This is a genomic window from Sphingobacterium corticis, from assembly GCF_042684745.1.
Taxonomy (GTDB): Bacteria; Bacteroidota; Bacteroidia; order Sphingobacteriales; family Sphingobacteriaceae; genus Sphingobacterium; species Sphingobacterium corticis.
In genome coordinates, this window is sequence record NZ_JBHUMA010000004.1 from 1,013,977 (window position 1) to 1,028,887 (window position 14,911).

6 protein-coding genes are annotated in these 14,911 nt (G+C 44.2%); all 6 read left to right on the forward strand.

Translation table 11 applies throughout. The features are described 5' to 3' along the window. Nucleotides 1-118: 118 nt before the first annotated feature. Nucleotides 119-715, forward strand: coding sequence for a M48 family metallopeptidase (locus ACFSQ3_RS05765; protein WP_380868482.1), 597 nt, complete (start codon nucleotides 119-121; stop codon nucleotides 713-715). 202 nt (nucleotides 716-917) lie between these two features. Next, nucleotides 918-4,931, forward strand: coding sequence for a hybrid sensor histidine kinase/response regulator transcription factor (locus tag ACFSQ3_RS05770; RefSeq protein WP_380868346.1), 4,014 nt, complete (start codon nucleotides 918-920; stop codon nucleotides 4,929-4,931). Nucleotides 4,932-5,213: 282 nt separating this feature from the next. Beyond that, complete coding sequence (locus ACFSQ3_RS05775) at nucleotides 5,214-8,450, forward strand: SusC/RagA family TonB-linked outer membrane protein (protein ID WP_380868347.1); 3,237 nt, start codon at nucleotides 5,214-5,216, stop codon at nucleotides 8,448-8,450. A 14-nt stretch (nucleotides 8,451-8,464) separates the two neighbouring features. Beyond that, nucleotides 8,465-10,252: a RagB/SusD family nutrient uptake outer membrane protein gene (locus tag ACFSQ3_RS05780; protein WP_380868349.1), complete on the forward strand. Its 1,788-nt coding sequence runs from the start codon at nucleotides 8,465-8,467 to the stop codon at nucleotides 10,250-10,252. Nucleotides 10,253-10,286: 34 nt separating this feature from the next. Continuing rightward, nucleotides 10,287-13,178 carry a SusC/RagA family TonB-linked outer membrane protein gene (locus tag ACFSQ3_RS05785; protein WP_380868351.1) on the forward strand — a complete coding sequence of 964 codons (2,892 nt, stop codon included), beginning with the start codon at nucleotides 10,287-10,289 and terminating at the stop codon, nucleotides 13,176-13,178. A gap of 12 nt (nucleotides 13,179-13,190) precedes the next feature. Beyond that, on the forward strand, nucleotides 13,191-14,897 hold the full coding sequence (locus ACFSQ3_RS05790; protein WP_380868353.1) for a RagB/SusD family nutrient uptake outer membrane protein: 1,707 nt from the start codon (nucleotides 13,191-13,193) through the stop codon (nucleotides 14,895-14,897). The last annotated feature ends 14 nt before the right edge of the window (nucleotides 14,898-14,911 follow it).

Below are 14,911 nucleotides of genomic sequence, written 5' to 3' on the forward strand. Positions count from 1 at the left end.
AATTCATTTCTACAAAATGAACGGATTGGACATAATTCCTTAGCATAATAATCATCAAATTAATAAATTAACTTAATAAAAATGGAAGGAAGTAAAAGATGCAAGGGTCTTAGAATCGATAGATAGTCTTGTCACCCATCTTTGTGATGCGAACAATATTTCTCGCGAAGATTTGAAAGTCCACGTATTGTGGAATAGTGAAATCAACGCTTTCGCGTTGCCGGACGGTCATTTGGTGATTTACACCGGGTTGATTCATAATGCAGAAAACCAAGAGGAATTGGCGGGCGTAATCGGACACGAAATGGCGCATATCGAGCTGAATCATGTTATGAAAAAGCTCGGTAAAGAAATTGGATTGTCCGCGCTGATCGCAATGACAACTGGAAACGTAGGCACGGAAGTGATCAGAGAAACAGCAAGAACGATTTCCTCCACCGCGTTTGATCGGAGTTTCGAGAAGGAAGCGGATATAAAAGCGGTCGACTATTTGCTGAAAGCGAATATTGATCCTGAACCGTTTGGCAAATTTCTGCATAGGCTGTCCGACAGTGAAAGTGAGTTGTCTAAATACCTGACTTGGATAAGTACACACCCTGAATCTAAGGAACGAGCAAAATATGTCCGCAAATACCGACAAGGAAAAGGCATAAATTTTAAATCGGTGCTTTCCGCAGAAACATGGAAAGCGATAAAGGAAGGGGTTGGGTCTTAAGTTGATGACAAGAATTCTTCTATTGCCTCAACAATCCCCATTTCCTAAAAAGCCCTATATTCGCAGAATAAATCGAACCTTATAAACCGTTGTTTACTCGGCTGCTGAAGCTTGGTAATTGTTGGAAGACAGATCTTAAGTAATGAGCTACTGCGCGTATTTATCTATATTTTTAAAATACATTCTGTTAAGTTGCCTGTGTTTGCAACTTGCAAATGTTTCGCACGCGCAACCGCAAGCTTATCGCTTTAATCGCATTGGAAAAGACAGCAAACTTTCCAATACGCGGGTTACGGCCATTATCCGCGATGAGCAAAACTTCCTTTGGTTCGGCACCGCTTCTGGATTGAATCGATACGATGGTTTTCGCTTCAAAGTATTTACGCACGATGAAGCCGATAGCACAAGTATCAACGAAAATTACATCGATAAACTCATTATTGGCCCTTCGAAAGCGCTTTGGGCATACACACCGAACGGCTGGAACAAATACAACCAACAAAAAGAACAATTCTCTTCCAATCCACAAGATTATTTGCGCACGATTGGTGTTCCGCACCAGTGGTTCAAAACCATCGTTCGCGGCATAAACGAAGATTATTGGTTTATTTACCCGGAAGAAGGTATTTACGTTTTCTACGAAAAATCCGGTAAAACGGAACACATTCATGCCGACCAAAAGAATAATCCTCTTTTCTCTAATCACGTTTCTTCGGTCAGTTTTGATCGACGCGGATTCTTGTGGATTGTATATACCGAAGGTAGAGCGGAACGTCGGAACCCGAAAGATTTAAAAGTTTTAGCGCAATTTGACCTAATAAATAGCTCCGAGGAACCGTACGAAATTTTCACCGATCAGGATGGTGATCCTTGGGTTTATGTGCCGGGAAGAAAGATGGGATTGTGGTATTACGACGCTGCCCAACGCAGGTTAGTGCACAGCCATAATGCCGCTTCCGCATATTTGTTGAACAATGATATTGTCAATGGAATTACGCAGGATGATCAAGGAATCCTTTGGGTGGCTACCGATCATGGCGGTATTAATTTGATTAATAAAAAGAATAAAACGACACGATATATTCCATCCATTCAAACCGATTATGGCAATCCTGACAATGCTATACAGAGCATTTATAAAGATGGTAACGGCACCGTTTGGTTAGGTACGGTGAAATCCGGAGCAAGCTATTATAGTCCGAATAAATCATGGATTTCCTTGCATAAACATCAGATTACCGACAAAAATAGCTTGCCGTATGATGATGTGAATTGTTTTGCGGAGGATAAAAGCGGGAATATTTGGATTGGAACGAATGGTGGCGGACTGCTCTATTTCGATCGCGTTCGAGGTACGTACCAAACCTTCACGCACCTGCCCGGAAATGAGCGAAGCATTTCGAGCAATGTAATTACCAGTTTATACATCGATCGACAGGATGTTTTGTGGATCGGAACGTATTTCGGTGGTTTGAACAGCTTTGATGGAAAGACATTTCGAAGGCACAAGCAAAACGTGTCTGCGGATGGTAATGCGAGCGTTTGGACAATTTTTGAAGACAGCCGATCGAAACTTTGGTTAGGTACGTTGACCGACGGACTGCAGCAATATGATCGTGAAAAACAGCAATTCCGCAGTTTCCGACAAAGTTATCCGTTTGCGTATTCTATCAATGCCATTTTCGAAGATCAACAAGGTTGGATTTGGGCAGCTGGATCAGCCGGATTAGAGGTTTACGATCCGTTAGGCAAGCTAGTGCGTACGCTTAAATACGAAAAAGGCAAACACAACAGCTTGAGCAATAACATGGTTTTCGATCTGTTTCCAGATTTGGAAAACAATGTGTGGATATCAACCCGAGATGGATTAAATCGCTACGATAAATCCACCAAGACGGTTCGTCGTTATGGAACGCAAGATGGTTTGCCGAGTAGTACGGTTTTCCGAATCATATCCGGAACGCCCGGAAGTATTTGGATTAGCACCTCCAATGGAATCAGTCATATCCGCTACGGCAGCGACACCGATAAAATTCAAGTCGAAAACTTCGGCGAATCGGATGGCTTGCAAGGTTCCGTATTCAACGAAGCTGCTGCTGTCGTAACGCGCAGAGGCGAAATGATTTTTGGCGGCAGCAACGGATTTAATGTTATTGATCCGCAATTGATCAAAGAGCAACGACCGCAGGCAACCCTTGCTTTCACGGATTTACATCTCGATCACCAGCCGGTTACCATCGGCCGCGATTACGATGGTACGACAGTTTTATCGCAAAGCGTATTGTTTACCAAATCGATTACGCTGCCGGCAAGCACGCATTCTTTTACATTGGATTTTGCTGCGCTGAATGTGCTGAACGTGGAGAAGTTGCGGTTTAAGTACACCATGAAAGGATTGAATGAAGATTGGGCGCCGATCGAAGATAATTATGGCAAAATAACATTTACCGGACTGACCGCAGGAAGCTATGAATTGACCTTACGTGCCGTTGATGGCGAAGGCGCTTGGGCATCCGAACCGATTCAGCTTTCTATAGAAATTCTTCCGCCGATATGGGCAACTTGGTGGGCGATTACCATATATGTAATGTTAATTGCTGTAGGGATTTTTTATTTACGCCGCAGGTTTGTGCGAAGAAATCAAAAACGTTTTGAGCAAGAAAAAGCTTTTCAGGAAGCACGTCATCAGCATGAGGTGGAAGCCATGAAAGTGCATTTCTATACCAATGTGAGTCATGAACTCAAAACGCCACTATCGTTAATTTTATCGCCGGTTCAACATTTACTCGCTCAGCAGCCAGCTAAGCAGGATGGTGCGCATCTGAAAATGATACAGCGCAATGCGGAGAAATTGTTGCATTTGGTGGACGAAATTATCGATTTCAAAAAGTTGGAGAAGGATGAGATGGGGCTTAATTTAGCAGCTGGCGATCTCGTGGTGTTCTGTCGGGAAATCTTCCAATCCTTCGCCATAGCGTTTTCTCAAAAAGATATCCGATTTGATTTCCATAGCGAAGCCGAAACATTGGTGACGGATTTTGATCAGGTGAAGATTGAACGTATTCTCTACAATTTATTGTCCAACGCGGTGAAGTTTACGCCTTCGGGCGGTCAGGTTTCCCTGCGTTTGGAGATGGATGACGATGAGATTCAAGTACGGATCAAGGACAGCGGAATTGGCATTGCTACCGAAGATCAAGACAGAATATTTGATCGCTTTTATCAGGTGGATACCGATGATGAATTGATTAATCAAGGCAGTGGGATTGGATTGTCGATTTGCAAAGATTTTGTACAGCTGCATGGCGGCAGCATTCAGGTGAATAGCACATTGGGAGAAGGAAGCGAGTTTGTTGTTAAGATTCCTTTCAACAATCCGCATTTGACAGCGCATACGACCGATGAATCGCTTTCTGAAAAACCTGAACCCGATCAACATATAAAAAGCACTACGCGAAAACATCGGATTTTAGTGGTGGAAGATAACTACGATCTGCGAACTTTCCTTTGTGAAAGCCTGCGTGCGCATTTTCAAGTGACGGAAGCGGAGGATGGATTGGATGGTTGGCAGAAAGCGCTGGCTGCACATCCGCATTTGATTATCAGCGATGTCAATATGCCGAAGATGAATGGAATCGCTTTTTGCGAAAAGATAAAAGGCGATAAGCGCACCGCCATGATTCCGTTTGTGTTTCTTACCGTGATGAAGTCCGAAGAATCCCAAATTATGGGGTTGAATCTTGGTGCGGTAGATTATATTACAAAGCCGTTTAACCTTTCCTTATTGCTTTCCAAAGTGCGCACGCTTTTACTTCAGCAAGATAAATCGCAGGAACTTTTCCAAAAGCGTGTCAGCGTAGCTCCGTCGGAACCGATTGCAGATAATGCAGCCGACGTTTTTATCCAACGCTGTTTGAGGATCGTCGAACAAAACATGGAAAATGCCGAGTTTTCCGTGAAGGAATTGGGCGAGCAACTACATTTAGGACGCGCAACGCTGTACCGGAAATTGATGGATACGACTGGGAAAAGTCCGGTGGAATTTATTCGCTTCATGCGCTTAGAACGATCCAAACAATTGCTGCAAAACAGCGATCTATCGATCGCGGAAATCGCTTATGCGGTGGGCTTTAGTGATCCGAAATATTTCACACGTGTGTTTCGAGATGCTTATCAGATTACGCCATCGAAATTTCAGGAAAGTACCAATAAATAATGCTTCATTCGCGTTTAGCGCGATTTTGAAACATTTTTACCCCTATTAAGATTCAAAAATCCTCTTCAAATATTGGCCGAGTAAGATACCTTTGTCCTCATTGCTATTGCATTCACGCACCTCAAATGATGATGAACGAGGTGGATTACGGGGCTGTAATGGCTGACAAACAATTATAAATTAACCTAAGAAATATTTATGGCTTTTGGGATGACAAAAATGTCGTGTCGTACATGCATTGAACGGGCGAGACGATGTAATCGGGCATTTCTCCTGGTATTTTTGCTATGGGGAATCGTCGCAACGGGTTACGCGCAGGAGTTGGTATCCGGGAAGGTGGTTGATGAGAATGCGAAAGCGATTGTCGGCGTCAGCGTTCGTTTGAAGAAAACGGGCGAAGGCACATCCACCGATAACAACGGACATTTCTCATTGATGGCTTCTTTGCAAGATACGTTGGTGTTTTCGTACCTCGGGTACAGTTCACAAGAAATCGTAGTGACGTCTTTCAATGAATTGGAAGTGCGGATGACGGATGATGGCTTTGCTATGGAAGAAGTGGTCGTAGTTGGTTTTGGTAAGCAGAAATTGCCAACCGTGACCGGATCTATCAGCGTGGTCGAAGGGAAAGATTTGGTGCAAACGCCGGTGGCGAATGTTTCCAACATGTTAGTTGGGATGGCACCCGGAATCACCGGCATGCAGAATAGCGGTGAACCTGGGCAGAATTCCACGACGTTACGTATTCGTGGTACAGCAACGTTAAATGGTGCAAATCCGCTAGTAGTGATTGATGGGGTGCAACAACCCGCAGAAAATCCTTTTGCAATGTTTGATGCGATCGATGCGAATGATATCGCTAACATCAGTATTCTGAAAGATGCTTCGGCAACGGCAGTTTTCGGTATTCGCGGAGCGAATGGTGTAATCATCGTAACGACGAAGCGCGGTGCTACTGGTCCTCCGACATTCAATGTTTCTGCAAACCGCGGTTTGACGAATCCAACTGCACTTATTCCAATGACGAATTCCTACGAGTTTGCTAAAAGTCGGAACGAATCGATTATGAAGTTGCAACAAGCAGGCAACGGATCTTTCAACAATATGCTTTTCTCGGATGATGAATTGTGGAAGTTTCAGAACAACCGCGATTATACATCCGCAGAAATCGATGCGATGACGATTTTGACGGAGCAACAAAGACAACAATTGCGCGAAAGTCCAGCTTTGTATTTCACGAGCCGCGATTGGTATAAAGAGTTATTCAGTCAGCAGGGTATCCAAAATCAATACAACGTAAATGTGAATGGCGGACGCGAAAAATTCAAATACGCCAGTTCATTGGGTTATTTCGATCAAACCGGAATTTTAGCCTATACAACGTTGGGAAATGCTGGCAAAGAACCAAAATACACGCGCTATAATTTCAGGAACAATTTTGATATTAAAGTAACTAGAAACTTGGATGTGAATTTCAATCTAAGTGCGCAGTTTATCAATAACATCACAGCAAATCCGAAATCGGATAACTTCAGCGATGTAGAATCCTCAAATATTGCTTCGCGCTATCAGGCTATTTTATACAGCTTGGGCTTTGGTCCGTTTATTTCTCCCGGAATTGTTGACGATCGTATCGTTTTGCATTTCGTAGGAGCGGATCGCAGTGCGACAAATCCAGTCGGTACAATTCGTGGTGGTAACGGTGGATTTCCGAGTCAGGTTTTCAACCCGTTAAATGTCGCTACCCGCGGTTATGGTGTTTCACAAGGAACAAACCTAAGCTCTCAAATTCGCTTAAATCATACCTTGGATTATCTGACGAATGGATTGAAAACACATTTTACGGTAGCTTACGACGATAGCTATACGAAAGGCTATGCGGTAACACCGGGAATTCCTACATACGCGGCTTATCGCAACCCAAGTAATCCGAACGAGATCGTTTATGTAGGTGGTGATGTGCCGGTAAGCAATACATTGACCGATTATCTATTCAATAGGAACTATAGAAGAACCTATTATGAAGCAGGCGTTGATTATAGCACGAACATCAATAAACACGCCATCTCCGGTTTGTTATTGGGAAATGCGCAGCGTTATCTTGACAATGGTTTGCAATATAGTACGCCGTCTGGATTGATGAGCGCCGTAGGTAGAGCAACCTACAACTACGATGAGCGCTATTTGGTAGAAGGTAACATGGCTTATAATGGTACGGAACAATTTGCTCCGGGGCGCCGCTTTGGTTTCTTTCCAGCGTTTTCTGCCGGATGGATAATCTCAAACGAGTCGTTTTTTAAGCAAAACGATTGGTTTACTTTCGCTAAAATCCGCGGATCCTATGGAGAAGTTGGTAATGACCAAATCGGCAACCTACGCTATCTGTATTTGCCAAACTCATGGGCAATGGGCAATCCGGGAAATGGCTATTACTTTGGTAGTACCGACGGATCAGCAACTAACCCATTAATTGGTGGAGCTTTTGAATCAGCAGTCGGAAATCCATTGGTTACTTGGGAGCGAGCAAAGAAAACGAACATCCAAATGGATTTGAATTTCTTCCGTGATCGATTAACTTTATCGGGAACGTACTTCGATGAGAAACGCCGTGATATTTTAGTACAACCAACAATCATTTCAGCGAATTTAGGTGTGGCTGGCGTTCCGGCTTCCAACGTTGGGGAAGTTAGCAACAAAGGTTGGGAATTTGAGTTGGGTTGGAATGATCGTATCAATAATGATCTGTCATATTCTATTAAATCGAACTTCTCCTACACGCGCAATAAAATCGATTACATGGCGGAGGCACCATTTCCTTTTCCATGGATGAATCAAACCGGTTTTATGATTGGTCAACCGAAAGGATTGATTGCTGACGGTTTCTACAACACGCAAGAAGAGTTAGCGAACCGTCCGCATAATAGCTTTAGTCCGGTGGTTGATTTGGGAGATATTCGTTATAAAGACATCAACGGAGATGGTTTGATCGATAACAAGGATCAAGTGCCAATTGGATATCCAACATTCCCATTAATCAGCTTCAATACGCGAGTTAACGTAAACTACAAGCAATGGGATTTTTCAGCGCTTATTATCGGAACAGCGAAAGGATCGTATGATTTAAGTAATACTTATTACGGAGGCGATCGCATCATTGCTGCTGTAAACGAAGGTCGTTGGACGCCGGAAAAATATGCTGCGAACGAGCAAATCGATTATCCAGCTTTTAATGCTATTGATGGAGCATCACAATCTTCTCGGTTGAGCAGTACATTTTGGTTGCGTTCGACCGATTTTGTACGCCTTAAAAACGTAATGTTGGGTTACAATTTTGCTTCCCACGGTTTTATGGAACGCGCACGCATCAAAGGATTCCGTGTGTTCGTCAGCGGTAACAACTTGTTGACTTGGACAGGCTTAGTGGATGGAATCGATCCGGAATCGACTAGCCAAAACAGTAATGGATACATTTTTCCACTCGTAAGAACCTACAACATGGGTGTCAACTTAACATTTTAATGAGGGATTGGATCATGAGAAAGAATTTAAGAGATAAAGGATTACGAGCATTCATCGGTTTTGCGGTGATGTTATTCATGTTGACCCAAATTGCTTGTCAGCGTGATTTTCTACAAATTCCGCCGGGAGGAAACCCGACGGTAGATACGGTTTTTAACCGCGCAACGAATGCATATGGTGCTATTGCAGCAGCATATCATGCTTGTTTGCGTCAAGGTCTGAATTGGACAGGCTATTACGCGCCGCACACTGATGATCAATTGGCCGGAAGTCAAGCATTCTGGGTGCAAAACCCCGGCAACGTTGCAACGGTAGCTATTCAAGGAGGTGGTTTTACGCCGAACTGGAATAGCCAAGATATGGGATCGAACGGTGGTTATGGAAACGACGGTTACACCGACAATTTCCTATGCATTCGTAAAGCCTATTTGGTAAAAGAAAACATCGATTTAGTTCCGGATTTGAGCGCGGAACAAAAAGCAATCATCAAAGCAGAAATGCAAATGTTGGTCGCGTATCGTTACACGCAGATGTTCATCATGTACGGTGGCGTTCCGATCATTCCGACGGCGTTCCCGTTAACTGCGTTGAATGATTTGGAAACATTGAATATTCCGCGTGCAACCTTGCAAGCAGTGTCCGATTCGATTGTCGACTGGTGTGATGCTGCAGCGCAAACCTTGCCTTCGGCTTGGCCAGCAGCTTCGCTAGGTCGCATGACCAAAAGTGCAGCTTTGGCTATAAAAGCGAAAGCCTTAATGTATGGTGCAAGACCATTGTTCAACTCGGCAACGCCATATATGTCCATGAGCGGAAATGAAGCCTTGATCAGCTTTGGAAGTTACGATGCTAATCGCTGGAATCTGGCTGCACAAGCAAGTGAAGCCGTTATCCAAGAAGCGGAAGGTGCGGGTGGTTTACGGATTATCAACACCGGAAATCCGCTGGCCGATTACGGTAACGCAACATCGACGCCAAGCAACAAGGAAGTCATTCTGGCTTTCAAACAACAAGTTCCTTCGAGCGGCGGTGCCGGACCATACAACATTTTCAATGTGGTTAATTTCCATTATCAAGCAAATGGAGCGGTGTTGTCCAGTAGCATGCTGGAGCAATATCATAAAGCGGATGGCACCAACCAATCGTGGCCGGCTGTTGGAGAAACACGTCCGTTCAGCAATTATTTGGAAGCTTTCCGCCAAATGGAACCGCGTTTACGTGCCGATTTCAATGGTTGGGAAATGCAAGCAGATAACAATCCGAGCGACCCAATATGGCACATGAATCAACACTTTAAAGATGTCAATCACTTTGGAGCCGGTCAGCCAACGAAATTCTATTATCAGGCTGGTCGCCGCGAATGGTTTGACTTTCCATTGTTCCGCCTTGCGGCATATTATTTAAGTGCCGCGGAAGCCTATAATGAAATGGGAGAAACTACACGCGCGTTGGATCGCTTGAATGTCATCCATCAACGTGCAGGGTTGCCGCGCGTTACGACTACGGATCAAAATGAATTGCGTCGCATTATTCAACGCGAATGGGCGATCGAGTTTATACAGGAGAAATACCGTTTCAATGACCTAAAACACTGGAAACATCCGAACATTGGTTCCGGAATTATCGGTGGTCAGATCCGCTTCTTGGCATTTAATGGCGGTGGCGATTCCAAAGTGACGGAAAATACGGATTATACGACGTCTGTGCGTTATAACGGATTTTGGCATCCAAGACAATTTCTGAATCCATTCCCGCAGTCGGAAGTGAACAAAGGTTATTTATTACAAAATCCAGGTTATTAGGCGGAAACCTAACAAGATTAAGAGATTTAAGTGTATGATTAGTAATAACATTTATCAGAAAATAGGAGCTGCGTGCTTGCTGCTTTGGGCGTTAGGTTCAACGTCTGTATCAGCGCAAGAAAGCTCAACGGTAGATCAGGATTCCGTAAGCCATTACCAAAATGGATCGATTGTGCCTGTATGGAACCGTGGACATAAATATTCAAACAGCATAACTTGGGGCGATACATTGGCGAATACGACCGTTCCGAATATTACGAATACGTTGTATGGAAGATTGAACGGTTTGATGACCATGCAAAACGGCGGTCAACCGGGCTACGATCAGGCTTCTATGTACGTACGCGGTATGGGGACATACGATCAGTCGTCGTTAGTTTGTTATGTGGATGGATTTCAAGTCGACATAGCGTTGTATTTCAGTTATCTGTCGGCTGGCGAGATTGAGAATGTCAGATTGTTGAAAGATCCGGTTTCCTTAGCAACTTTCGGCATGAAGGGCGCGAACGGAATTTTGTGGGTAACCACGAAGCGATCAACTGACAATAAGTTGGATATCCAAGCGCGCGTGCATTCCGGGATTCAGCAACCTACCAGTTTGTTGAAACCATTGAATAGCTATCAATATGCGAATTTGTTTAATCAGGCAATTAGCAACGATCGCTACGCGTTAAATGGAAATCAATTCCAATGGGCTCCGCAATATTCTAATGAAGAATTAGCGAATTTCCAAAATGGAACGGGAACGAATGTGGATTGGTTAGACGCAGCAATGCGTGATGCTGGTCGTTACACAGATGCGAACGTACAGTTCAAAGGCGGTATTGATGAAACAGCGAAATATTATGTGTTCTTGGACTACATGAACCACGGCGGATTGTATGATGTTCCAAATACATCTGGCTTTGCCAGCAATAGCCAATTAAGCCGCATCAGCATGCGTACGAACGTCGATTTGCATTTCTTTGATATCTTCGACGCGAAGATTGATTTGGGCGGACGCGTGGATCGACATATGCATCCGATGAGCCAGAATAATTTCGAAAACGCGAACAATTATTGGCGAGAACTGACAACCTATCCGAACAGCATTTATCCAATAACGGATCCTGCTACAGGTAATTGGTCGGGAAACAGTTTGTATCCGAACAATCCGGTAGCGCAATTGAACGCAATCGGAACATACAGCGGCAATGAGCGCACGTTGCAAGGTAATTTTAGCTTGCGCGAACGTTTGGATATGATTACTAAAGGATTGTATTTAAGCCAATCGGTTTCCTTTAATACGTGGACGCGCGTTATTCAAGAGAAAACGGCTTCTTACGCTCGTTTTTTCAATGGTCAACAAGCAACGGCGGATCGTACCGAATCGATCAACTTTGGACCGAGCCAATCTTACGGACAACTTACATGGCGCCAAACGAACTTCATTGCCGGATATGATCGTACATTCGGAGATCATAGCGTTTCCGCAGCGACTAATTTTTACACCAGCGAAATGCTTCCGGATGCCAACGAAAATGCGGCGAACATTCGTCATCGCTTCCAAAACTTGGGAACACGCGCTAACTACGCTTTCAAAGACAGATATAGCTTGGATTTAGCGTTTGGTTACAGTGGCTCGGACAACTATGCTCCGGCATCCCGTTGGCGCTTCTACCCTGCAACAGGATTCCGTTGGACGGTTTCTAATGAATCGTTTCTATCAGATGTTTCTTGGCTTGATGACTTAAATGTATATGCATCAATCGGTAAATCGGCGAACGATCAAACCTTGCAAGGCAGATACCTCTATCAACAATACTACCAGCAGGCTGGCGGTATTTTGACAGGTGTAAACAATTTGATCTACAACGGAGGTTTGCAGTTAGGAAGAATTGCATCGCCAGGAATTATTGCGGAAGAAAGTTTGAAGAAGGAGCTTTCAGTTGATGCAACGTTATGGAATCGTGTTAACGTACAAGCAACATGGTTTGATGATAAGCGAAGCGGAATTATCACGCAAAACAATTTGATCCCGGGATTCTTGGGCTACACAGGGAGTGAACGTTTGCCATTGGAAAATATCGGCAAGGTAACGAACCGCGGATTTGAGCTGAATTTGGGTTACCATGATCGCGTTGGTGACGTAAGCTACGGCATCCTATTATCTGGAACGTACGCAAAAAACAATATCGATTATCAGGCAGAAGTTCCCAACAAGAATGCTTTTTCTAATCTGACAGGAAATCCAATCGGAACGCCATTTGGATTAACAGCAGATCGTCTATATCAACTGGAAGATTTCAATGCAGATGGTTCCTTGAAAAGTGGAATTGCTGCACCAACATTTGGTCCGGTACAACCTGGAGATATCAAATACGTGGATTTGGACGGCGATGGTCAAATCGATAACAACGATATGAGTCGTATTGGTTATTCAACGTACCCACAATTCTATTATTCTTGGGATGTGCGCGTTGGATACAAAGGCTTTTCTCTTTCGGCATTGTTTCAAGGTGCTGCGAACCGAAGTGTAAACCTTCTAGGTGCTTCTTATGATTTGTTCGTCCCATTCGTAGGAAACAGAACCGCTTATCCGGTTGCTGAAAATGCGTGGGCATACTATCCGGAAGCAGGAATCGATAATCGCAACGATGCAACCTACCCAAGATTGACTACGGTAGCTAACGAAAACAACTATATCAATTCCAGTTTTTGGATAAAAAATGCAGATTTCCTGCGTTTGAGATCATTGCAGTTACAATACGATTTGCCACAGCAGTGGATCGAAAATCTGAAGTTGAAGCAAGCGAAAATTATGCTAACGGCGGTCAATCCGTTCGTTTGGTCGGATTTCCAACGTACTTATAAACTCGACCCAGAAACGCCGGCAGGCTATCCTGCTGTCAAATCGTACACTGCGGGCGTAATGTTACACTTTTAAGGATCGGTCAACATGAAATTATCTAAATTATATCAACTAATATGGGTGCTTCCCGGTCTTATAATGATCGGAAGTTGTGGGAAAGATTTTTTGGACACCCGATTGGATACGATGCCTACCGACGAGAACATCGAAAGTAGCTATACCACGATCAAGCAATTGGCCAACACACCATACGCCTACATGCGCAACATCAATGAGTTCACCGCTTTAGACGGGAATTTGTCGGCGCCTGTGAGCGATGAAGCAGTACAAACCAATACGGTGGGCAATGTGTATTTGTTTAACAATGGCGTTTGGAGCCCATTCAATAATCCAGACGATCGCTACAGCTATTACTACGCTGGCATCAACGCGGTTAACTACTTTTTGGAGTATTTGGACAAACATGATGGCGATTATCGTTCGCTATTGGCGGTCAACCGAGATACGATTACCGTTGACACGAGAAAAGCGTTTCTAGATGATGTCGCGCTGATGGGTTGGTCAATCGCCGAAGCGCACGTGATCCGTGCATACTACTATTTCGAGCTGATCAAAAGATATGGAAGAACGCCTTTGGTCAATAAAACTTTTCCGGCGAACACATCTCCACAAATCGCTGCATCATCTTTCGATGAAGTTACAGCATACATCGTGAAGGAAATCAACGATTACCAAAATGCGTTGCAGCCAAACTGGAAAACGTCTGCTTTTGCCAATCAGGACGGTCGCTTTAGCAAAGGTGCGGCTTTAGCATTGAAGGCACGCGTGTTGCAATATGCAGCCAGTCCGTTGCACAATGCGAGCAACGATCAAGCAAAATGGATTGCTGCCGCGAATGCCGCAAACGAAGCCTTGGAGTTTGCTCGTCAAACCGGAAACAATCAATTGGATAATAATTACCGCAATTACTTTTTAGGTAGCAATACACTGACCAGTGCAGAAACCATTATGGCGGTGCGTTTTGATCCAGATAATGCGTTGGAGCGTGCTAATTATCCAATTGGAACGGCTGGCGGAAATAGCGGAATTACGCCAACGCAGAATTTAGTTGGCGCATACGAATGGAAAGGCGCCGCCGATCCAAATAATCCTTACGCAAACAGAGATCCTCGTTTGGAAATGAGCATCGTCACCAACGGAAGCAATTGGAATGGTCGAATTATCGATCAATCGGCTGGTCAATCGGATGATGCGCGAAGACAGAATGCAAGTAGAACGGGATATTATTTGAAAAAGTTCGTAAACGATCAGGTGGATTTAATTAATAATGCTACCAATACGCATCATTGGCCGATTTTCCGCTACGCGGAATTAGTGTTGACCTATGCGGAAGCGATGAATGAAGCCTACGGACCGGATCAATCCAATGGACAGACATGGACAGCACGCGAAGCTGTCAATTTGGTGCGCTCTCGACCATCGGTGGAAATGCCGGCGGTAGTGGCTGCGGGAAAAGAACAAATGCGCTCCGCGATAAAAGGAGAACGTCAAGTAGAACTTGCCTTTGAGAATTATCGCTACTGGGATGTGGTTCGTTGGGGAGATGCTGCAACGGTTCAAAACCAAACCATCACTGGAGTAAGCGTGAGCAAAACAGCGGCGGGTGTTTTTCAATATCAAACCAAGGAAGTTCAACAACGTAAATTCATCGCGCCAAAAATGAACTATTATCCGTTTCCGCAACGCGAAATTCAAATTTCCAACGGAACGTTGACACAGAATCCAGGATGGTAAGTTCGGTTATAACC